Here is a 23,300-nt window from a genome sequence, read left to right as displayed (position 1 = left end):
TTAAATCATTAAAAAATAATATGATCATTATAGCCCAACCAACGGAGTAAAGCTTTTGCTGGGAAATATAAGAAGAAGGCCATTGCAGTATTAAAAATTAAACTAGGTCCCAAGCGAACCAGTATGTAAGTTTGGACACTCATATCAACAAGGCCCACTCTTAAATAAAAATAATATACGACAAAATCGATTAGGGTAATCGCCACAATAAACAACATAAAATGAATAATCGCATTCCTTGGAAAGTACCTTCTTGTCTTCAGAATAAAATAAGTTAATAAATAGTAAATGATGGCATATAGGCCCAATACTGTCGTTAAATATGCATCTTGAACCAGACCGATCAAAAAACTATACCATAAAATATAGGAATGTCTCAGATAAAAGGCGAACACAAGGATAAAATATACCAAAAAATGAGGCACTATGACCTGCTGTTCGCCAATAAATGCCTTAGGAAATAAAGTAGATAAGGCGGCATCTACGACTAAAGCAATTAACAGGACCAAGGGAATTAATCCCTTAATATTCCGATCGCGTTGATAACTTTGATTATAAGCCAGATTAGTCCTTCTCATTAGCTTCACCTGCTCTTTGAATCACAGTTACAAATCGAATATCGGTCATTTCTCCGGCGGGTTTGATACGAACAATTTGGAAAAGACCATAGTTATCCATCTGGGTCGAAGTAACTTCACCGATTAATAAGGTTGATGGAATCACTCCCCCTAATCCAGAGGTAATTACCATGTTCCCTTTCTTAACCTTAGCATCTGGAGAAACCTGAGTCATTAAATACTCTTTAGTCTGGGGATCGTACTCACTAAGAACACCGATCGCCGAGGCCCCTTTATCATCAGTTTGGATGCGAGCCGACACCATACCATCTTTACTCTTTTGTGACATTAGGAGCAAGACTTTGGCTGAAGTTGGATACACCTCAATTACCCGGCCCACTAGACCATTTCCTGCCATCACCGCCATGTTTGGTTTAAGTTTTTTGTTTTCACCCGCATTAATAATCAAAGTTTCAGTCCACTGATCGGGATTACGAGAGATAACCGTAGCATTAACCGTTGTAAATTCAGAAAGTGTTTCACTTAGATCTAATTGCGAACGTAATTTTTCATTTTCAGTCTCTAAGTCAGCAATTCGAACCTGCATCTCGTATGCTTGATCGATTTTAGATTTTAAGGCTTCATTTTCCTCAAAGGTATTCACCAAATCATCCACCGAATTGACGAAACGCACCACCATGTTCACCGGCTCAGATAGAACACGACCAGTCCAAGATACCGTCTCATTCACTGCCAATTTTAAGATGTTGTTGGTTGAATTGAAAAGTGAGTAGCTAATCAAGGAAACAATTAGAATCCCACCTAAAAGAATCCCAATTAATTTTTTGTTATTGAGCATAAATAGTCTTCCTTCTTCCTATAGACGTGCTTGACGCTCGATCTGTTTACTTTGATAATTGAGTTGGTCAAATAACTTACCGGCTCCTATCGCAGCTGCATCAAAAGGATAATCATATGAACGTACAGGAATTCCAATTTCTCCTTCAATACGCGTTGCTAAACGCTTTAAGAGACATCCTCCCCCACTCAATAGAATTCCAGTTTCCAGGAGATCAGCCGATAATTCAACGGGTGTTTGTTCTAATACTTGACGAATACCTAAAAGAATTTGTCCAATTACTTCATTGATAGCCTCTGCCACCAAAGCCGCTGAGACCTTAGCTTGACTCGGCACTCCTTGGGCTACACTTCGGCCTCGAACTAATAGATGGTCTTGGTCATCCGTTTCATAAAGGGCATTTCCCAGAACAATTTTTAAGGTTTCAGCAGTATAGTCACCAATGAGCAACTGATGTTCATTACGAACCGCTTGCGCAATTTTATCATTCATGCTACCCGAGGCTTGCTTTAAGGTTAGAGACTTTACTGTTTCACCATAGGAGATAACTGCAATATCCGTCGTCCCTTCACCAATATCTACAACCATCTTACCGCGCGCCTGTTCGACTTCCAAACCAGCTGCTAGGGCCACCGCATAAGGTGCTTCGACGATCATTGCTCGATTAATTCCTAGATCGCGAATTGAATCAATAATCGCCTTTCTTTCTACCTTAGAAAGGTCGCAAGGAGCCGTTAAAACCACTTCCGGTTTTGAATATGAATATTTTAATGAGGCCGACATAAAATGAGCCAACATTTGCTTAGTGTAAGAAAAATGAGCGATCGCTCCGTGCTGCAAAGGATGAATCAGTTCATAATTATCAGAAGTACGTCCCTCCATCCTACTAGCTTCTCGGCCAAAAGCGACGACCTTTTGAGTCTGCTTTTCAACTGCCAATAATGAGGGTTCCCGTAAGGCAATCCCTTTGTTAGCAACCGATATGACTGTATTCGCTGTACCAAGATCAATACCTAATCGTTCCTTGCCAAAAATTGCCACGTTCCTTCCTCCTCATTAATGATATAGCTTGATAAATTATATCAAAAGACCTAACTTGATTCAATGGATATTCTAGGTCTCATCCTAGGGTTAGCCCCTAACCATAGAGTCTAGTCTCTTTCTTAGAGGTATTAATCAAATAAGTTACTAGTCTCTCGAATACTATGGTATATGCCATTCCCAATGATAATATGATCTAACAATTCAATACCCATCATATCACCACATGCAATCATTCGCTTGGTAAAATACAAATCTGCTGGCGATGGATCAGGATTACCTGATGGATGGTTATGAGCCAAAATAATTCGAGCAGTGGGATATTTTACTGCCTCTTTAAAAATTTCTCGAGGATGTGCCACACTGGACGCCAAAGATCCAATAAAAACGGTTTGTTTACGAATCACTTCATTTTTTGTATTTAAACACAGCGAAACAAGGTGTTCCTGTTGCAGGTCCCCCATTTCCTGGATTAACCACTGACCGACTTTCTGGGTCGAAGTTGCAATACCATATCTCGGTAAATTGGATATATGAACCCTAGACCCTAACTCAATCGCCGCTTTCAATTCAATCGCCTTAACCCGACCAATTCCTTTAATCGATTGGAACTCTTCAAGAGAAGCCTGCTTTAAATCATTTAAACAAGAAAAACAAGCCAAGAACTGCCCAGCTAGATCCATGACTGATTGCTCTCGAGTGCCTGTTCTCAATAGGATGGCCAATAATTCTTGATTGGACAAGGCCTTTACACCATACTGAACGAGTCTTTCTCTTGGTTGTTCTGGATGCCGAACCGCCTTCTTTTTCAAAGTAGCATCGATATATGCCATAGTAAAACCCCTCCTTCACCTATAATTAGATGACTTGGAGGGGTTTGCGCTTTAACCATTAAGCTTTTGTGATAGAATGTATTCCCGAACTTGTGAGACAAAATATAAAGAACCTGTTATCAACAGTAAAGAACGATCAGATCCACTATGGTCATGACAATACTGGTCGATCCATGTCGGCCAATCTTCAATAAAATGATACGCCTGTTCTATCGGCTTATCCGTTTGTTCTAAGATAGCTTGGAAGTCTTCCAATTCCATAGATTCAAAATGATCAAAGCCGGTAAAATTAACCTGATCAACCTCAAAAGTTAATAATAAAGGAACTTGGTCGTGCTGATTTTTCTTTCTTAGTCCAGCATAAACCAATTCAATCTGATAGTCTTTAAATTGATGGGAGACAACTTCTTTTAAAGCTGTTAATCCTTCCATATTATGAGCTCCATCCAGATAAATCAAAGGCTGCTCACTAATTGCTTCCAAACGACCGATCCAGTGAGTCTGGCTCAAAGCTTGAAGAGCCTTGGACCAATCAATTTCTAAATGATGGCCTTGCATCCATAGAATAAACGCTTGTAAAGCAGTTGCTGCATTGTGGACTTGATGTTCACCAATCATAGCAATCTTTACCGCTAATGATTCATTCAAACATAAAGGACTCTTAAAAATAAATTCTGCCCCGTGAGGCCCCAAATCTTTAACCTGACTGACTTGATACTCTTTATCATAGTGATAGGCTTTAGCATGATGGTCCTGAGCCCATTGATCGATAACCGCTAATGGGCCCTCATCCATATAACCAGTCACCGCACTATGGCCTGGCTTAATAATTCCCGCTTTCTCATAAGCGATCTTTTCTTTAGTATCACCCAACATTTCTGCGTGATCTAAACCAATGGATGTGATAACAGATACCTGTCCATCCAGAACATTAGAACAATCATGCATTCCACCAATACCCGCTTCAATAAGACATACATCAGGCTTCTTTTCTTGAAAGTATAAGCAGGCTAATATGGTAAACAATTCAAAATATATTAAGCGACCGTACTCTGAATGAGTCTCCATATAAGTATTCAATTCTTTTAAACGGTTTGTCCAACGAATAACCGCTTCATCTGAGATCTGTTCATGGTTATAACTAATCCGTTCATTAAATCGCTCAATATGTGGTGAAGTAAAAGAACCCACATTTAAGCCCTGACTTTGAAATAAGTCTCTCAAATAAGCGACCACTGATCCTTTACCATTAGTCCCCGTAATATGAAGGACCGGCAACCCAAGATGGGGATTCCCCATGTATTCTAATGCTTGATACATCTTCGTCATATCCGGACGTGGTATCGGATTGACTTGATTTAAAAGCCAGTCCGTTGCTTCTTCAATCCTTGTAAATTCCATTTATTTATCTCCCTTAATGGATTAATTCATCGATTGAAGCGTTTCGATTCGCGCTTTAACCGCTTGTAATTGTTCTTCATACTGTGTTAATTTTTGTCGTTCTTGCTCAACGACTGCTTCCGGTGCTTTAGCGACAAAGGATTCATTGTCCAATTTTTTACTGGCACGAGTCACTTCGGATTGCAGACGACTCACTTCAGATTGCAGACGTTGAATTTCATCTTCAATCTTAATCAACCCTACAAGAGGGATTAACACTTGGGCAAAGGGCAATGTTTGAGTGACCATTTCTTCATCAACAGCAAATTCATCACCAATTTTTAAAGATTGGCAGTGGCAGAAGCGATCAATATAAGCCTGATTATCTTGTAAATCAGTGATGACTTGAGCTTCTTTGGTTTGAATCATAATATCTAAAGGCTTGGATAATGGTGTATTCATCTCATTGCGAATCTGTCTAACTGCTGTAATCACCTGAATGAGTTGATCCATCGCCTTTTCTGAATGATCATTTTGATATTCAACCTTAACCTCTGGATACTTAGCATGGCATAAGTTGGCACCTGATGGCGCGATGTGTTGCCAGATTTCTTCCGTTACAAAAGGCATAATCGGATGCAGTAAACGTAAAAATTGATCCAAAACATAAATCAGGACAGATTGGGTCGTCCGACTATTCAAATGATCTGCTTGAAGTTGTTCTTTTGTCATTTCAATATACCAATCACAATAATCATTCCAGATAAAGTGATACAAAATGCGACCCGCTTCCCCAAATTCGAATTTCTCAAATAGACGGGTTACTTCTTCAATCGTTGTTTGAAGTTTAGATAAGATCCAACGATCAGCCAGAGTTAAATCCTGTCCAATCTCTATTTGATCTAATTTTAGATCATCAACATTCATCAAGACATAACGGGAGGCGTTCCAAATCTTATTAATAAAGTTCCAAGCAGCAGCCATCTTTTCTGTTGAATAGCGAACATCTTGCCCTGGTGTCGATCCTGTTGCCAAGAACCAACGGAGAGCATCTGCTCCATATTCATCCACGACATCCATTGGGTCTACCCCGTTACCTAAGGATTTAGACATTTTTCGTCCCTGAGCATCACGAATCAACCCATGAATTAAAACATTTTTAAAAGGACGTTTATGCGTAAATTCCAAGGATTGGAAAATCATTCGGCTAACCCAGAAGAAGATAATATCATACCCTGTGACTAGGGTATCCGTTGGAAAATATCTTTGGTAGTCTGCTTGTCCTTCGTCGGGCCATCCCATCGTTGAGAAGGGCCACAAGGCACTAGAGAACCAGGTATCTAACACATCAGACTCTTGTCGCCAATTTTCAGCATCTTGAGGTGCTTCTAATCCAACATATACCTCTCCGGTCGTTTTATGATACCAAGCAGGAATTTGATGTCCCCACCATAATTGCCGCGAAATAACCCAATCATGGACATTCTCCATCCAGGTCAAGAAAGTATTCTCAAAACGAGCTGGATAGAAATCTACCCGATTATCTGTTTCTTGATTGGCTATCGCTTCTTTTGCTAATTGGTCCATCTTTACAAACCATTGAGTGGATAGACGAGGTTCGACAACTGCATGCGATCTTTCCGAATGTCCCACTGAGTGAACGATATCTTCAACTTTAATTAAAAATCCGCCAGCTTCAAGATCTTTAACAACTGCTTTTCGACATTCTTCTCGAGTCATCCCTTGATACTTACCCGCATTCTCATTCATTGTCGCATCATCATTCATCACGTTAATTCGAGGCAGATCATGCCGATTGCCCACGGCGAAGTCATTAGGATCATGAGCGGGAGTAATTTTAACAACCCCAGTTCCAAATTCTCGGTCCACATAATCATCAGCAACAATTGGAATTTCACGGTTCATTAAGGGTAAAATCACCGTTTTACCAATCAAATCTTGGTAACGATCATCCTTAGGATTAACCGCAACCGCAGTGTCACCTAATAATGTTTCCGGACGCGTCGTTGCTAACTCCACATAACCCGATCCATCGGCTAAAGGATAGCGCAAATGCCAAAAGTGACCCGGATCATCTTGATAAACAACTTCAATGTCCGATAGTGCTGTTTGGAATTCAGGGTCCCAATTTATAATATATTCCCCTCGGTAAATCCAACCTTTTTGATATAAATCGACAAAGACTTTACGAACCGCTTCATTCAAGCCCTCATCAAGGGTAAATCGTTCTCTTGAATAATCGACTGAAATTCCCATCTTTGCCCATTGCTGACGGATGGTTTCAGCATACTCTTCCTTCCATTCCCAGGTTTTTTCTACAAACTTTTCCCGGCCTAATTCATGACGCGATATCGATTCTTCACGACGCAACTTCTCTTCAACTTTGGCTTGAGTTGCAATCCCGGCATGGTCCATTCCGGGTAACCACAAGGTATCAAAACCTTGCATTCTTTTTTGACGAATAATCATATCTTGTAAGGTCACATCCCAAGCATGTCCTAAGTGTAATTTCCCGGTAACATTGGGTGGTGGAATAACAATTGAATAAGGTTTTGCTTTTTTATCACCTGAGGGTTTAAATAGATCTTCTTCTAACCAAGACTGGTATTTTCCCGATTCAACCTCTTGAGGTTGGTATTTGGTTGACATTTCTTCTGCTTTCATAAGACACCTTCCCTTTAATATTTTAAAATAAAAAGCCCTATGCCTTCGCATAGGACGTATGAATAACGTGGTACCACCTAATTTTTGACCCGAAAGTCACTCTTTTTGATATCGAAGCCAAGGCTCCGTAAAGTACTAATCCGTGTTTCTCATACTTTAAGACTCCAAGCTACCACATTCACCTTGAAAACTTTCACCAAATGTTATCTCTCTAGTCGATGGTCAATGTTCCTCTCTTCATCGCCTTCATTTTATTTTTATAAATCTTAGTCTATCATGAATTATAAACCAGAGCAATAGTCTAAACCCTAAGGAATAAAACACAAGAAAGACTTATTTTAATTGACTAAAGACACTTTCGATTCGATCATTAAAGACGAGAGAACCGGGTGGAAGATTTCTTATAGGTGATTGGTTAATAACCGCACAAGTCTTTCCATTAAAATACTGGATAAAGGAAGCCGCAGGATAGACATTCAAGCTAGTTCCAGCTACAATCAACAAGTCTGCTTGGCTCATAGCCTCAATACTACTCATTATGGTCATTGGATCTAAGCTTTCTTGATATAAAACAATGTTCGGTCGTACGATTGCCTGATCTCTCGGGCAACGTGGAACACCTTTAGCATCGCGTTCCAATTCTTTCAATGAATAATGTTGACCACATTTCAGGCAATAATTATCCAAGGTCGTCCCATGCAATTCTATCACATTTTGAGAACCTGCTCGTTGATGCAATCCATCAATATTTTGAGTAATCACCGTTACAGACTTACCTTGTTGCTCAAGAGCTGCTAAATACTGGTGAGCTGGATTAGGTTTAGCTTGGGGATAAATCAAGTGTTTAAAATAAAAATCAAAGAAAATAGTTGGCTGAGCTTCAAAAAATTCATGGGACAAAATCTCTTCCGCACAACAATGATAGCCTGTATCTTTCATATATATACCTTTTGAGGAACGAAAATCTGGAATACCAGAAGCAGTAGAGACTCCCGCTCCCCCAAAGAATACAAGATGACTACTTTTGTCGATAGCTGTTTGCAATTTCTGCAACTTAGCCTTAGCAGATTGATCGGTCATATAGATCGCCCCCTTTAATAATGACTAAATAAATCAAAATTTTAAATAAAGATACCTATCGACTATAATGAACTTGATCAGACAATCAATTCCATTATAACTACTTTAACAAAAAACTCCTTCCTACAGGCCGCACCAATAGGAATGGAGTCTTAATACAAATTATAAAATTCTATAAACTAGCGATAACTTCAATTTCAACCAAAGCATTCTTTGGAAGTGTCTTAACAGCAACCGCTGAACGAGCTGGTTTGGAGGTAAAGTATTGACCATAAATATCGTTAAAAACAGCGAAATCGCCCATATCCGCTAAGAAGCAAGTTGTTTTAATAACCTTGTCAGAACTTGAACCGGCCGCCTTTAATAAAGCATCCACATTCTTAATAACTTGTTCGGTCTGACCTTGAATATCTGTTGCATCAATTTGATTGCTTTCAGGATTAATCGGAATTTGACCCGAACAAAACACTAAATCACCAATGACCTTGGCTTGAGAATAAGGTCCGATCGCTGCTGGTGCATGGGTCGTTGCAATTGTCTTAATTTCTGTCATTCTACATTCCTCTTTCTCTTAATTAATAAAACAAAGAAACTACAACAAATCTTGGATCGCTGCCTGGGCTTCGTTTTCATAGTTGGCATGGATTACCGAGCTTTGAATCTGACTGACCGCTTCATCAACTAAGCGATCCACCTCTAAGAGGTCTTCATACTTTTTAACAGTATGTAGTCTAGGTTTAGTCCATGGTGACCGTGGTGCAAAGACCGTACAACAATCCTCATACGGTTGATTGGAGATATCATAGGTCCCAACCGCTTCCGCTAATGCTATTATATCATTTTTATCCATCGCAATTAAAGGGCGAAGTATTAAAGATTCACTGACTTCATTAATAACTTGCATTGATTCGATTGTTTGTGAAGCTACTTGACCTAAGGACTCCCCATTTATGATGGCTTTAGCTTTTTGTTGGACCAACAGACGATCCATAACCCGGAGCATCATTCGACGCATAACAGTCATTGATAGCTTATCTGGAACTTGTTCTCGGATAGCTAGCTGAATGGCCGAAAAAGGAACTTCATGAAAGACAATTTCCGTAGCGTATTGAGCCAAAACACTGGTTAAACGTTTAGCTTTTTCCACAGCTTGAGGACTTGTATAGGGAGGCGAAGCAAAGTGAACCATCTCTAAGGCCATCCCCCGTCGAATCATTTGATAACCTGCTATCGGCGAATCAAAGCCACCCGACAGCATTAATAAGCCCTTGCCAGAAGAACCGTATGGCAAGCCTCCTAAACCTGGATAGGACTTGAGACTCAAGTAAGCTGCGTCTGATTGAATGTGCACCATGAGTTTCCAATCTGCTTGTCGAAGGTTAACACTTAACTGAGGATAAGCTGCTAAAATCTGGCCACCAATTTCACGTTTGATTGTAATACTTTCATGTTCATAACTTTTGTCCGTTCTTTTAGCAACGACTTTAAAGCTTTGTCCCGCTTTTAAATCCAACTCACTAAATAATTCGATTGCTTTTTGACCAATCTGGTCCAGATCTCGCTCTACCGCAAAGACCGGTTCAAAACGTTGGATTCCAGGAGTTTTTTGCAAAACCTCGATGACCGTCTCATAGGGGAGGTCTTGCCATTTTAAGTGCATAAAATCATGGCCAGCAATGATTTTTATTTTTTCTAAATCCTTCGTTTGAAAACGAATATGTTGGGCAATTTGTTGACGGAACCGCTTGCCATTTTGTCCTTTCGTGGTTAATTCACCATAATGAATCATCATTTCTTTCATACAGTTACCTCCCTTGTAAGTCAAGACTAAAGCGTTTTGAGATTCTTTCAATCACAGTTAATAATTGATCCACTTCGACAGCAGAAGTAGACTGGCTCATCGAAAGCCGTATCGCTGACTGAGCTAATGACGGATCAACACCCATGGCTTGTAAGGTATGATGAGCTTGGTGCTTGCGACTGGAACAAGCAGAAGTCGTTGATACCATCACATCCTCTTGAGAAAAAGCATTAATCAGGACTTCTCCTGGTATCCCTGGATAAGCGGCACAAATAATATGAGGGCTTGCTGAATCTTTAGCAAAAACGGTCCAATTCTGTGATTCTAACGCTTCCACAATCCGATCATGCTCCCCTTTTAGGAATACATAAGATGCCGTCTGCTTAGCTTCAGCAAATCGAAGTGCCTTAGCCGTTGATACTATTGTGGCCAAATTCTCCGTTGAAGAACGAAGACCACGCTCCTGTCCGCCCCCATAAAGAAGCGGTGCTCTATTCACACGTTCTTTCATCACCAAGATGCCTGTACCTCGAGGTGCATGAAATTTATGTCCAGATAGGGTCAAAAGATCGACCCGATCTTGCTTCATCAAATCCAGATGCAAACTGACTCCTTGAACCCCATCTACATGCCATAAAATTTGAGGATAATCCTCTAGCAAACGACTAATCGCCTTAAGATCCTGAACACTGCCCACTTCATTATTAACAGCCATAGTTGATAATAGTAACACATCGTCACTTAATAAGTTTTCTAGTTGGTCGATGTCGATACAGCCGGACTCATCCACGGGGGCTAGTTTAACTTGATATCCTTTCGACTGTAGTAAGGGAATCTGCTTAAGAATAGAAGGATGTTCAACTTCTGAAAGAATTACCTGATGACGATCTGGATGACTCTTAGCTGCTTGATCTAGAATCACTTGTAGGACCCAGTTATTCGATTCCGTCCCCGAAGAGGTAAAATAAACTTCGTCAGCTTTAACTGACAGGATCTGAGCCACTTGCGTTCTTGCTTGCTCCAAGAGTTGCTGGCAAATTTGACCGGCTTGATGAGCTGATGATGGATTCGCAAAGTACTCCCGACTTACTCTAAGGTATGTATCCAAGATCTCTTCGCTTGGTTTTGTAGTGGCTGAATGATCAAAATAAAGCATTCTTTTCCTTTCCTTTCTCATTCTTTTCCATAAAAAATCCGAACAGTACCAGCTAAGCAGGACTATTCGGATGATTTAATTAAAACATACGGTGTTGCTTCTCTTGATGATACATCCTACGAACTTGAGTTGGTCCCTCTGGATCAACTCGCCGTAAGGCTTTTTCAATGACTGCGAGTGCTTCTCGATAGCGAAACTCTTCGTAGAAATAGTATTGAGCATCTCGGATAGCTTGATCCATTTCTGGGATATCATAACGGAAGCGATTCGAATGTTGGATCATATACTCAGTCAAAGTCGCAGAATCAATAATCTCTTCGGTAATTGTCTCTAACTGATCCATGTCTTCTTGTAATTTAACTTCTAATTGATCCACTTCATCCATGTCAACTTTCACACGATTCAAGAATTGAGATAAGTTTTCAATCTCTTCCGTAACCTTATAGAATTGTTGGTAATAGACTTCATGCAAGCCAGGAAGATTATTTTTTTCCAATCGTCGCTTAAGATTCCTTAAATCTAATTCATACATATCTAGGTTCGCTTTAGCATCTTTCTCGCGTGCCGTCAAATTGCTCAAAGACTTAACTAGATCCTGTTGTTTAAGGGCTATCTCTTCTACATTACGTTCGATCTTACGAATAGATGCCTCAATTTGTGTATATACTGCATGGGAAGTTTCGATTTCCTGATTAAGTTGCATAAAACGATTCTCTTCTAACTCAATTTGACGTGTTAAGTCATTGACTTGGTCCGTTTCATTATTATGAAGAATATAGGATTGAGAAATCCGGTCAACTTCAATCCCAGCATAACGATTACTTTCCTTCACTTCATCGATTTGGCGTTTTAATTGGTTGATATGCTGGTTCACAAAGGTCTTAGCTTGAACTTCAGCCTCCATTAATTCATAGAGTGAATTAATTTCACGGTCCGCCTTATCCATTAAAGTGGTTGCTTTTTCAAGATCAGCATTTTTAATTTCAGATTTCGCCTTGTTTAACTGTTCTTGAATCGCATCAATCTCTTCCGGAATATTCACATTAGCAAAGTTAAATTGACTCGCAACCATTTTCTCGTAACCATCACGCAAGTCAGCTAAGCTGTCTTCATAGTCATTCTTAATTTGATCGTTCATCTGTGGAATTTTATCCAATATTTCTTCCAGGTCTTGGGTATCTTTTTCGATTGAATTAAGCAGATCTTGTGCCTCTAAATAATCGCCCTCACTGGTATATTCATTATAAGTGGTAAAATCCAATTCTAAGAGTTGTAAATTCTTTTCTAAAGTCTCAATTGCTGGCCCGAAATCAAAAGCATGGTTCATTACTTTTTTCCGAGCTGTTTGATAGCGCTCCAGAAGGTCCTCGTAGCGTTCTTGATTATCTGATTCTGTCTCAAGTAGATCTGTTAACTGTTGATGTAGATCATTCACCTGTGATTCAGTCTCATCCAATAACTCCCGTGCTTGGTTGAGCGCATTTTTGGCTCTCACCAAATTCATCTGTTCTACAAATTGTTCTGATCCTACTAACGCAGCTTCAATTTCTGTAAATTGAAAATTAGTAATGGTTTGCCAATTAGCAACTAAGCTTTCATATTTACGTTTTGTCTGACCTGAGAGATTCATATTCTTCAAAGTGAAGAGCTGATCGGCAATTGAAACAGACATCATTTCATCCTTACGTTGCTCTAGCTCTTTAATTTCTTTACTACGTTGTGTACGGAAGAAATAAATCAAACCGTATACTAATAGGATCAAGACAACGATTATGAATAGAATATCTGTAAATTTTAATCCCATATTCCTTGCTCCTCTACATTAATCTGATTGTTTTCAAACTATCCAATCGTATAAATAGTAATTTGTCAACTTGTATTGTATCATTTCTAACGTTTATTTTAAAGTCATTAAGCTTAAGAACTATAAATTCCTTTAACTTTATAAGCTTTTTGTATTTCTTTAAAAACATTTATTTACTTAAAATCTCAATTTTCAAAGATCTTGATTTCTTTAACGATATCATCAACTTGTTTGACATTTTAATTATTAGGCTACACTTCTTAAATTCAGACTATAAAAATAGCACCCCTCGATTGAGTAAGTGCTCATTTAATAAATATCTATAGTTGCTTTACAAATGACTTCAGAAAGTTTCTTACCTTTAATTTTAACTTCAAGAAGATTATCAAAACCTTTTATGTTCTCAATCAATCGTTCTCCTATCCCTACGTCATAACTATCAGGAGTAGACGGATATATTCCACAACGAATTCCGTCAACATCCAAGACTACATCAGTAAGATTCTGTGTCACTGATTCTTTAAGCTGATTAATTGTTAACCCTATCATAATATGTCATCATTCTCCTTTCTTTCATTATCAGTTCTTTCATAGTATACGATTGCTTCACCAACAAAAAAATAATCATAGTCTATCAGCTAACCAATGGTTGGTGTCCGTCTATCATATCACCTTAAGACAGCAAACACCTACATACATTTATAACTATGTGTAATATATTTAAGTTTAATAATAGTTGTTCATAATAGAAAACGATCGTTGATCTTGAATCCATTCTAATCCATCATTACTACCCAAAATGAAAGCTGGCAATTCAATATAATAACATTTGTTATCATCTCTGTAGATAGCCTCGTAAACTCTTTTTGATTGATAAACACCTAAATATGCAGCTGTCTCATATCCGTATTTCTTAGCAAAGTCCACCATATTTATAGACATAGAATCAGCTTCCAAATTTAGATATAAACTAGCGATTACTAGCAACCATCACTATTTAACATTTGATTTTTTCTCAATTTTTTACCAAGTCAAAAATAAAGCTATTATAGTCTATCAAGCAATCAAATACTGGCTTTTTCCTACCATAACGCATAGAGATAGTAAACACCATCTTTTTTATAGTTTAAGCCAGTCAAAAGAAATCATAGATTGTGTTCCTTTTATTAAATAACCATCCAAATAAATAGAAAATTATAAATTTTACGACTAAATTATAAAGTCCGAATTTCATTTAAAATCATTTTAATTATTTCTTCTATTTTTAAGTCGCAATTGATCAGATCACCCTCTTCGAACAAACTGTTCCTAGCATTTTTATCATTTTCAGCGTATTCAACTACAAAACCATTGAAATCTTCTATAAAACTAACTTTAAATATAGTTCCATCATTGACTTTGAAACAATCTTTATTGTTTACACTCGTTTTTTCAAATTTTTCAGATAGGATTCGATCAATCTCATTTAATATGTAAATCATTTTTTTCTCCATCTAAAATGTATGTTCACTAATCCGACAACGAATGAAATAGTATCGATAATAGCTATTACCCACAATTAAACAATGTTTCAGGGAAACTAGCAAAATATGTTAATTTTTAGAATAACGTATTCAAAACGTATTCAAACAAAAAAACACCGCCCAGAGACATTGATAAATCAATATTCCTAAGCGGTTATTAAAGATTATAATTAACCTAATTTGTTGTAGTATTCTACGACTAGGGCTTCATCCACTTCAGCGTTTAATTCGCTACGTAATGGCAAACGTACTAAAGTACCTTCTAACTTATCAGCATCAAAGTTAACGAATTCTAAACGAACATTCATTGACTCAACTGCTTCTTTGATGATTGCTAAATCACGTGAACGTTCACGAACAGCAATCACTTGACCAGGTTGTACTAAGTAAGATGGGATATCCACACGTTTTCCATCCACCGTAATATGACCATGGTTTACTAATTGACGAGCTTGACGACGCGTTGTCGCTAAACCTAAACGATAAACCACATTGTCTAAACGTTGTTCTAATAAGATCATGAAGTTTTCACCGTGTTTACCTTCAGTAATCTTACCAGCTTTATTAAACAAACGACGGAATTGACGTTCTGTTAATCCATACATAAAACGAAGTTTTTGTTTTTCGTTCTTTTGTAAGGCATATTCAGATAGTTTTTTACGAGCATTTCCGTGTTGTCCTGGTGGGAAAGGTCTTTTAGCTAATTCTTTACCTGTTTCACTTAAAGAAATTCCTAGACGACGAGATTGTTTCCATTGAGGTCCTGTATAACGTGACATATTATTCCTCCATAAAGTAAATTTTTGTGGAGTAAAATAAGAGTTAGAAAACCGAATGCGTGCAGTCAAACTTTCACCTTTGCAGCCGCGGTTACTTGTAAGCCTAAAGCTGTTGACTGTTGACGCGCTTTCCTTTTCTAAGGCTGCTGTATTTTACACTCCTACTATTATAAGGGTCTTTACCTGAATAATCAAGCGTTCTTTTATTATTTTAAGTTAGATTGATCCCATTGTACTCTTTTAACCAGCCTTTTTCTTCATCGGTCAATTGTTCTTGATCAATTAAATCGGAACGACGTTCTAAAGTCTTAAAGAAGCTCTGTTTACTCCGCCAGCGTTCAATATTTTTATGATGACCAGATAATAGCACATCCGGTACTTTCATATCTCTAAACTGTGCGGGGCGAGTGTACTGAGGGTATTCCAAGCGATCTTGTTGAAAAGACTCATGAACAATCGATTCGGCATTTCCCACTACTTCGGGAATTAATCGCACAGTTGCATCAATCATTACCATCGCAGGAATCTCTCCGTTCGTTAAGACAAAATCTCCAAGTGAAACCTCCTGAGTCACAAAAGAACGTACCCGTTCATCAAATCCTTCATAATGACCACAAATAAAGACCAGTTGATCTTCTTTTGACCAGGATTCCGCCATCTTCTGATCAAAAGGCTGGCCTGTTGGATCAATCAGAATAATTGGGCAATTTTCTGCAAGATTCAAAGACTCCAAAGTATGTACAATTGGCTCCACTCGAAGCAGCATGCCTGCACCACCGCCATAAGGATAGTCATCTACATGACCATGCTTGTCAACAGCAAACTGTCTGAAGTCATGGGTCGCTATCTCAAAAAGTCCCTTTTCTTGACCTAATTTCATGACTGATTCATTCAAAGGAGAAAACATTTGTGGAAAAAGTGTTAAAATATCAATCTTCATCCCAGAGCCCCTCCAGAATATCGACAGTGACTAGCCCCTTTTCTAAGTCAACGTCTTTTACCACGTCATCAATAAACGGCAGTAATAAATCTTTACGATGCTTGTCCTTTGGAGCCACCACCCAGACATCATTAGACCCTAGTGTCAGGATTTCTTTGATTTTTCCGATAATCGTTCCGGCTAAATCAACCACCGTCAAGCCTTTAATTTGATGGTGATAATAGGACCCTTCCTCCAATTCAGCTTGATCCTCTTCAGCAATTGCTAAAGTCATGCCTTTGAATCCTTCGACTTGATTAATCTGATGATAATCTTCAAACGCTACTAAATAAGCTCCTTTATGAGGCGCAAATGAAGCCACTTGAACCTTAGCGCACATCTTATTGCCATCCAAAATATATAAGATATTTCCTATCTTAAAGCGCTCTTCCATAAAATCTGTATCCACAAGAATCTTCAATTGCCCTCGAATACCAAAGGTATTAACAATTCGAGCTATCTTATAATAGGTCACTAATTTCCACCTTTCTTTTATTATTAGCAAAAAAGCTAGTCATTCACCAGGAATCACTAGCTTCATTGATTAGTCTTCTTCAATCATCACTTCATCTGAACGATCATCGGCAATGGTAATACGAGCCCGCTTTTCGTCGCGATTTCGAACACTATAGATGATGGTGCGAATTGCACGAATCACCCGTCCTTTTTTACCGATAATGCGTCCAACATCATCAGGATGTAGAATAAGGTTGTATTCCATAAAGTCTTCACTTTCACCGAGTTCAATCTTTAATTCTTCTGGATGATCGACTAAAGGTTCCACTATCGTATGAATTAACTGTTCAATTTGAGCTGACATGGTTGACACATCCTTATACTTTTTTCTTTAGACTAAGCGTTTATTTAGTATATTTAGCTTGGTGGAATTTAGCCATAATTCCTTGATTCGATAAAAGATTGCGAACGGTATCAGAAGGTTGTGCTCCTTTTTCTAACCATGCTAAAGCTTTTTCTTCATCAAGAACTACTTCTGCAGGGTCTAATAAAGGATTGTAAGTACCAATCTTTTCGATAATACGTCCGTCACGAGGTGAACGAGAATCTGCAACGACGATACGATAGAATGGGCTTTTCTTAGCTCCTGCACGTTTTAAACGAATTTTTACTGCCATAATTTAATGACCTCCTAGTTATTTTTATCTGACTTGATTATACTAACAGAAAAAAGATAAGCTGTAAAGTCTTTTTGCTTTACAGCTTAAAAAATTATCTTTTTTTCCTTTTATTCTTTTTAAGGAGGCGGGCAATTTGTTTTTCATTTTGCTCTTTTTTAATTTGCTCAGGAGACTTCATCTTTTCCATCGCTGGACCCTTCATGCCTCCTTGCGCATTAAGGCGACCCATCATCTTGTTGAGTCCTCCCATTCGTCCATTTGACATCTGCTTCATCATCTCGCGAGATTGATTGAATTGCTTGATTAATTGGTTAATATCATTGAGAGGTTGCCCACATCCTGCAGCAATCCGTTTACGGCGACTTTGTGAAATCACATCAGGATTTTCTCGTTCATAAGGTGTCATCGATTGAACGACCGCTCGAATCCGATTCATACTCTTATCATCGATATCAAAATCATCCAGTCCAGGAATTTTACTCATTCCAGGAATCAACTTCATTAAATCTTTAATAGGTCCCATTTTACGAACTTGATCCATCTGATTAATAAAGTCATTAAAATCAAAAGAAGCATCTTTTAATTTGTCAGCCATCTTAGCGGCTTCTTCTTCATCAAAATCTTGTTGGGCTTTCTCGATTAAGGTCATCATATCGCCCATACCTAAAATCCGTCCGGCCATCCGATCTGGATAGAAGAGTTCTAAGGCATCTAATTGTTCCCCTTGTCCCGTGAATTTAATCGGCTTGTTTATAATTGACCGAATTGATAATGCCGCTCCACCACGCGTATCGCCGTCTAATTTAGTAATAACAATCCCAGTAATATCCAAATCATCATTAAAGGCCTTAGCGACATTGACGGCATCTTGTCCAGTCATGGCATCAATCGTTAGCAAAATATCGTGAGGTTGAACAGCAGCCTTGATATTTTGCAGCTCTTCCATTAATTCTTGATTCACATGAAGACGCCCCGCCGTATCAATAATCACAGCGTCATTCCCTTGGATTTTAGCTTTTGCCAAAGCGTTCTTAGCAATATCAACTGGATTGGCTTCAGTTCCTTGACTAAATACTTCTAGATTTAATTGTTGACCGATTGTCTGTAACTGATCAATCGCAGCTGGACGATAAACGTCGCCAGCAACAAGCAAAGGCTTCTTAAGACCTTGGCCTTGAATATATTTTGCCAATTTTCCGACGGTAGTCGTTTTCCCTGCCCCTTGAAGACCAACCATCATAATAACGGTTGGTGGCTGCGTTGAGATGTTTAATGGAACATGGTCGCCACCCATTAGAAGCGTTAATTCTTCATTAACAATTTTTACCACTTGTTGAGCAGGTGATAAGGATGATAAAACTTCAGAACCTAGCGCCTTATCATTTACTCGCTTTACAAAGTCTTTAACAACCTTAAAATTAACGTCAGCTTCTAGTAGGGCCAGACGAATTTCCCGCATCATTTGTTTCAGGTCAGCTTCAGTAATTTTCCCGCCTTTTCCCACTTGAGAGATCGAATTTTGTAATCGTTCAGATAATGCTTCAAATGCCATAGTCTGTCTCCTTTATTATAGATTCATTTCTTCTTGTATCAGTTGTTTAAGTAAGTGACTTGCCTCGGTTGGTCGATCGATGATCGATTCAAGGTGTCGATAATTCGCTAATCGTTGATCACTTTTTTGAGCCAAATGCAGAACCGACTCGAGTTCAAGCAAGGCTTGTTCTGATCGACGAACATGGTCATGGACCCCTTGACGAGAGATGCCTTGATTTTGTGAGATTTCTGCTAGTGAATAATCTTCCTCATAGTAATCACGCATAATCGCTTGTTGTTTTTCAGTTAATAAATCTTGATAGAAAGATAAGAGCTTATTCATATAGACCGTCTTTTCCAGGGTCATTAATCCATCTTCCTTTCTATCGTGACTCAAACACCAATCAAGCTTTATTCTATCATGTTTATGTCTTAAGAACAATTCAAAGAAAAAGAAGAGACCGACTTGAAAGGGTCTCTTCTCTAACTTGCTAGTGATTCTTCTATTTTGATTTAACATAGATCTTTCCATCCGCAGCAGGGGCCTTAGATTTACCGACTAAGCCCACGAGGACAATAATGGTAATAATATACGGCGCAATCTGTAAATAAACTGGTGTAATGGATTCAATAACCGGAATTTGAGATCCAATTACAGCGATCGTCTGCGCAAAGCCAAAGAATATGGCCGCCAACAAAGCGCCAATTGGATGGTATTTACCGAAGATCATAGCGGCCATGGCCATAAAACCTTGACCAGCGACTGTCGATATTGAAAATTTTAGGGTAATAGAGTTAGCTAAAACTGCACCACCCATTCCACCTAAAAATCCTGAAATCAATACGCCCGCATACTTCATCCGGTATACATTGACCCCTAAAGTATCCGCAGCCTGAGGATTCTCCCCTACTGAACGAAGCCTTAAACCAAAACGAGTTTTGTAAATGATGAACCACACGAGCGCTGCTACTAACATGCCAAAAAAGGCAGGTCTAGATGTTGTTTGGAACAAAACTGGACCCAACACTGGAATCTTAGAAAGCAAAGGAATATTACCATAGCCAAAAGCATGCTGGATAGATGGCGTTTCCCCTTTGCCCTCATAAAGTACCCGAGTTAAGAAAACAGCGAGGGATGGTGCAATCAAATTTAATACCGTTCCCGATATGATATGATCGGTTCTCAAATTAACCGTTGCCAGCGCATGAATCAAGGAAAAACACATTCCTGCTAAAGCCCCAACAAAAATAGCTACCCAAGGTGTCCACTTCGCCCCTAAAGTAGGCCCTAGATACAAACTAGCAACAACAGAAGCAAAAGCGCCGATTACCATGATCCCTTCTAGACCCACATTTACAACTCCCGCTCGTTCGGAGAACACACCTCCTAAAGCCGTATATATTAAGGGTGCTGAATAGACCAAAGTCGATGATACGATCAATGCTACTAAAGCTGAACTCATTAGGCTCCCTCCTCTTCTTGGCTGACATTATTGGAAAGTCGATCTCTTCGTCTCGCAAGTTTGTCCCAACAATAAGTAATGATGTAAGAAGCTCCAACGAAGAAAATAATAATACCAATCACAATCTGTACAATTTCTGAAGGAATCTTTGCAAAAGTCATAGCTGGTGCTCCGGTATTTAAAGCACCAAATAATAATGCTGCAAAAATGATCCCGATCGGATGATTAACTCCTAAAAGAGCAACCGCCATCCCATTAAATCCAATTGCTGGAGCTACACCATTCTGTAAGTTAATGAAGCCAAATTCGCCAAGACCATTCATCGCTCCGCCTAAACCAGCTAATGCTCCAGATATTAACATTGCTAAAATGATATTTCGTTTAGCGGACATCCCAGCGTAATCCGAGGCAAAAGGATTCAGTCCAACTGACTTCAATTCAAATCCTAGAGTCGTTCGTGACATTACAATTAGAACGACAACCGCTGCAATAATCGCTAAGAAAATCCCAGCATGGAGGGTTGAATTTTGGGTCAATTCAGACAACCAAGCTATTCTAAGAGGTGGAGTATCACCAATCGATGGGGTGCGATCTGCACGATCCGTTAAAACATATCGAATTAAATAGTCCACCACATAAATAGACACATAGTTCAACATAATTGTTACAATCACTTCTGAGGTTGAAAAATAAGCTTTCAAAACACCCGCAATTCCTGCCCATAAACCTCCAGCAATTGCTCCAGCAATAATAGCTAGAGGAAGCATGATCCAAAGCGGTGCATCGGCTAACAATAGACCGACCCCTACCGATGCAAACCAGCCCCAAAGTGCTTGTCCTGCTAAACCAATATTAAAAAATCCGGCAATATACGCGACCGCAAAACCTAAACCCGTAAATATCAAAGGGGTCGCCGCTCGAATCGTCTGTCCAATTGAAAAAGGTGTCCCAAAAGCTCCTTTATATAAAGTTTGATAACCCTGAATTGGATCATGACCAAAAGCAAGCATTAAAATCGCCCCAAAAATCAGTCCTAATATCACAGAGGCTAGCGAGACAAATATTTTTTTAAATGATGACATGGTCTAGACACCCTCCTTTTGCTGTTGACGATGCTCAAGAACTTCTTCATAAGAAGTTCCTGCCATCAAGAGACCAAGCTCTTGTTCATTTGTTTCATGAGCAGGAATATCAGCAACAATCTCGCCATCATGCATGACTAATATTCGGTCTGATACATCTAGAATCTCATCTAATTCAAAACTCATTAATAAAACCGCTTTATTGTTATCCCGTTGATTGATTATAGCACGATGAATAAATTCAATCGCCCCAACATCCAAGCCGCGAGTTGGATTAGCCGCAATCAAGAAGTCTGGATCGCCAGATAGCTCTCGGGCAATAATCGCTTTTTGTTGATTTCCACCCGATAAAGCAGCGGCTGGTACTTTTTCCGAGATCGTGCGTACGTCAAAAGAATCAATCAAATGGTTAGCACGTTCTCGAATTTGTCTAAAGTTTAAAAAGCTCCTTCTAGAAAAAGGTTCATGATAATATTCTTTTAAAACGAGGTCTTCTTCTAAACGCATATCAAGAATTAACCCGTATTTATGACGGTCTTCTGGAATATGCCCTAGTTTACGTTCATTAATTTGGCGTGGTCTCAAGTGCGTAATTTCTTCGCCGTTCAAGATAACTTTCCCTGAATCCACCGGCATTAGCCCACTAATCGCCAAAATCAACTCAGATTGGCCATTACCATCAATCCCAGCAATTCCGACAACTTCACCATGGTGAACATCAAATGAAAGGTTTTTCACTTTCATAACTCCTCGGCTATCTTTGACCTCAATATTTTGTACACTTAGAGCCAAGTCGGTAACTTTAGCTGGCTTTTTATCTATTTTAAAGGAGACATTCCTTCCAACCATCATAGTCGCTAATTCCACAGAACTTGTATTTGCCACATCGACTGTGTCAATAGATTCTCCTCGTCGAATAACTGTACAGCGATCTGCAACTTGCTTTATTTCATTTAATTTGTGCGTAATAAGAATAATCGACTTACCTTCTTTCGCTAAAGAAGACAATGTTTGCATCAACTCTTCGATCTCCTGAGGGGTCAAAGAGGCGGTCGGTTCATCAAAAATTAATATATTTGCCCCGCGATAGAGAGTCTTTAGGATTTCAACCCGTTGCTGCATACCCACACTGATATTTTCAATTTTCTCATCAGGTGCAACATCTAAGCCATATTTTTTAGAGAGGTCAATAATTTTTTCTCGTGCAGATTGTTTATCAACCACTAATCCTTTGGTTGGTTCATGCCCTAAAATAATATTCTCCACCACCGTAAAATCTTGAATTAACATAAAATGTTGGTGGACCATACCAATCTTAAGTTCACTGGCTTTAGCCGGTGAATCAATTTTAACCGCTTGACCATTTAAATAGATCTGACCGGAAGTCGGCTCTAACAATCCGGATAACAGATTCATCATTGTCGATTTTCCTGCTCCATTCTCACCTAAGAGTGCATGGATTTCTCCTTCTTTCAAACAGAAATTAATATTTTTATTGGCATAAAAATCACCAAAACGCTTAGAAACATTGCGCATTTCAATGACTATTTTATCCGATGCCATCCTCATCACCTCTCCAAATCGCTTTTAAGACATTCTAAAAAGATTA

At 38.9% G+C, this 23,300-nt stretch carries 23 protein-coding genes; all 23 read right to left on the bottom strand.

The features are described 5' to 3' along the window. Positions 1-8: 8 nt before the first annotated feature. A complete protein-coding gene (mreD, locus tag HMPREF2758_RS02820; RefSeq protein WP_006907706.1) occupies positions 9-578 on the bottom strand; it encodes a rod shape-determining protein MreD in 570 nt (189 codons plus the stop codon). Continuing rightward, positions 565-1,416: a rod shape-determining protein MreC gene (gene mreC / locus HMPREF2758_RS02815; protein ID WP_070609077.1), complete on the bottom strand. Its 852-nt coding sequence runs from the start codon at positions 1,414-1,416 to the stop codon at positions 565-567. The genes mreD and mreC overlap by 14 nt, the downstream gene beginning before the upstream one ends. Positions 1,417-1,434: 18 nt before the next feature. Continuing rightward, on the bottom strand, positions 1,435-2,457 hold the full coding sequence (locus HMPREF2758_RS02810; RefSeq protein WP_070609076.1) for a rod shape-determining protein: 1,023 nt from the start codon (positions 2,455-2,457) through the stop codon (positions 1,435-1,437). Positions 2,458-2,588: 131 nt separating this feature from the next. Then, on the bottom strand, positions 2,589-3,290 hold the full coding sequence (gene radC, locus HMPREF2758_RS02805) for a RadC family protein (protein ID WP_070609075.1): 702 nt from the start codon (positions 3,288-3,290) through the stop codon (positions 2,589-2,591). Positions 3,291-3,341: 51 nt separating this feature from the next. After that, a complete protein-coding gene (locus HMPREF2758_RS02800; RefSeq protein ID WP_070609074.1) occupies positions 3,342-4,691 on the bottom strand; it encodes a bifunctional folylpolyglutamate synthase/dihydrofolate synthase in 1,350 nt (449 codons plus the stop codon). Between the two features lie 21 nt (positions 4,692-4,712). Next, on the bottom strand, positions 4,713-7,355 hold the full coding sequence (locus HMPREF2758_RS02795) for a valine--tRNA ligase (protein ID WP_070609073.1): 2,643 nt from the start codon (positions 7,353-7,355) through the stop codon (positions 4,713-4,715). A 333-nt stretch (positions 7,356-7,688) separates the two neighbouring features. Beyond that, complete coding sequence (locus HMPREF2758_RS02790; RefSeq protein ID WP_070609072.1) at positions 7,689-8,435, bottom strand: NAD-dependent protein deacylase; 747 nt, start codon at positions 8,433-8,435, stop codon at positions 7,689-7,691. Positions 8,436-8,607: 172 nt separating this feature from the next. Next, positions 8,608-8,988: a RidA family protein gene (locus HMPREF2758_RS02785; RefSeq protein ID WP_070609071.1), complete on the bottom strand. Its 381-nt coding sequence runs from the start codon at positions 8,986-8,988 to the stop codon at positions 8,608-8,610. Between the two features lie 39 nt (positions 8,989-9,027). Further along, positions 9,028-10,236 (bottom strand): tRNA uracil 4-sulfurtransferase ThiI, encoded by a 1,209-nt coding sequence (gene thiI, locus HMPREF2758_RS02780; protein WP_070609070.1) that lies wholly within the window; start codon positions 10,234-10,236, stop codon positions 9,028-9,030. A gap of 4 nt (positions 10,237-10,240) precedes the next feature. Then, entirely contained in the window at positions 10,241-11,392 is a 1,152-nt protein-coding gene (locus HMPREF2758_RS02775; protein WP_016647843.1) for a cysteine desulfurase family protein, read from the bottom strand. 79 nt (positions 11,393-11,471) lie between these two features. Then, positions 11,472-13,196 carry a septation ring formation regulator EzrA gene (locus HMPREF2758_RS02770; protein ID WP_016647844.1) on the bottom strand — a complete coding sequence of 575 codons (1,725 nt, stop codon included), beginning with the start codon at positions 13,194-13,196 and terminating at the stop codon, positions 11,472-11,474. 309 nt (positions 13,197-13,505) lie between these two features. Then, complete coding sequence (locus tag HMPREF2758_RS02765; protein ID WP_016647845.1) at positions 13,506-13,745, bottom strand: hypothetical protein; 240 nt, start codon at positions 13,743-13,745, stop codon at positions 13,506-13,508. Positions 13,746-14,410: 665 nt separating this feature from the next. After that, positions 14,411-14,677: a hypothetical protein gene (locus HMPREF2758_RS02755; RefSeq protein ID WP_070609068.1), complete on the bottom strand. Its 267-nt coding sequence runs from the start codon at positions 14,675-14,677 to the stop codon at positions 14,411-14,413. A gap of 212 nt (positions 14,678-14,889) precedes the next feature. Then, entirely contained in the window at positions 14,890-15,498 is a 609-nt protein-coding gene (gene rpsD, locus HMPREF2758_RS02750) for a 30S ribosomal protein S4 (protein WP_070609067.1), read from the bottom strand. Between the two features lie 211 nt (positions 15,499-15,709). Then, a complete protein-coding gene (gene trmD, locus HMPREF2758_RS02745; protein WP_070609066.1) occupies positions 15,710-16,438 on the bottom strand; it encodes a tRNA (guanosine(37)-N1)-methyltransferase TrmD in 729 nt (242 codons plus the stop codon). Continuing rightward, positions 16,428-16,952 (bottom strand): ribosome maturation factor RimM, encoded by a 525-nt coding sequence (gene rimM, locus HMPREF2758_RS02740; RefSeq protein WP_070609065.1) that lies wholly within the window; start codon positions 16,950-16,952, stop codon positions 16,428-16,430. The genes trmD and rimM overlap by 11 nt, the downstream gene beginning before the upstream one ends. A gap of 69 nt (positions 16,953-17,021) precedes the next feature. Next, a complete protein-coding gene (locus HMPREF2758_RS02735) occupies positions 17,022-17,297 on the bottom strand; it encodes a KH domain-containing protein (RefSeq protein WP_070609064.1) in 276 nt (91 codons plus the stop codon). Positions 17,298-17,337: 40 nt separating this feature from the next. Continuing rightward, positions 17,338-17,610 carry a 30S ribosomal protein S16 gene (gene rpsP, locus HMPREF2758_RS02730; protein WP_006907724.1) on the bottom strand — a complete coding sequence of 91 codons (273 nt, stop codon included), beginning with the start codon at positions 17,608-17,610 and terminating at the stop codon, positions 17,338-17,340. A gap of 94 nt (positions 17,611-17,704) precedes the next feature. Then, on the bottom strand, positions 17,705-19,165 hold the full coding sequence (ffh, locus tag HMPREF2758_RS02725; protein ID WP_070609063.1) for a signal recognition particle protein: 1,461 nt from the start codon (positions 19,163-19,165) through the stop codon (positions 17,705-17,707). Positions 19,166-19,180: 15 nt separating this feature from the next. Then, positions 19,181-19,513 (bottom strand): YlxM family DNA-binding protein, encoded by a 333-nt coding sequence (ylxM, locus tag HMPREF2758_RS02720; RefSeq protein ID WP_070609118.1) that lies wholly within the window; start codon positions 19,511-19,513, stop codon positions 19,181-19,183. A gap of 136 nt (positions 19,514-19,649) precedes the next feature. Then, positions 19,650-20,609 (bottom strand): ABC transporter permease, encoded by a 960-nt coding sequence (locus HMPREF2758_RS02715; RefSeq protein ID WP_070609062.1) that lies wholly within the window; start codon positions 20,607-20,609, stop codon positions 19,650-19,652. Continuing rightward, positions 20,609-21,691, bottom strand: coding sequence for an ABC transporter permease (locus HMPREF2758_RS02710; protein WP_070609061.1), 1,083 nt, complete (start codon positions 21,689-21,691; stop codon positions 20,609-20,611). The genes HMPREF2758_RS02715 and HMPREF2758_RS02710 overlap by 1 nt, the downstream gene beginning before the upstream one ends. A gap of 3 nt (positions 21,692-21,694) precedes the next feature. Beyond that, a complete protein-coding gene (locus HMPREF2758_RS02705; protein ID WP_006907729.1) occupies positions 21,695-23,254 on the bottom strand; it encodes an ABC transporter ATP-binding protein in 1,560 nt (519 codons plus the stop codon). Positions 23,255-23,300 lie beyond the last annotated feature (46 nt).

The organism is Facklamia sp. HMSC062C11, from assembly GCF_001810675.1.
Lineage (GTDB): Bacteria > Bacillota > Bacilli > Lactobacillales > Aerococcaceae > Facklamia > Facklamia hominis.
The sequence above is the reverse complement of the archived record's forward strand: the minus strand, read 5'-3'. Positions and strand labels throughout refer to the sequence as shown.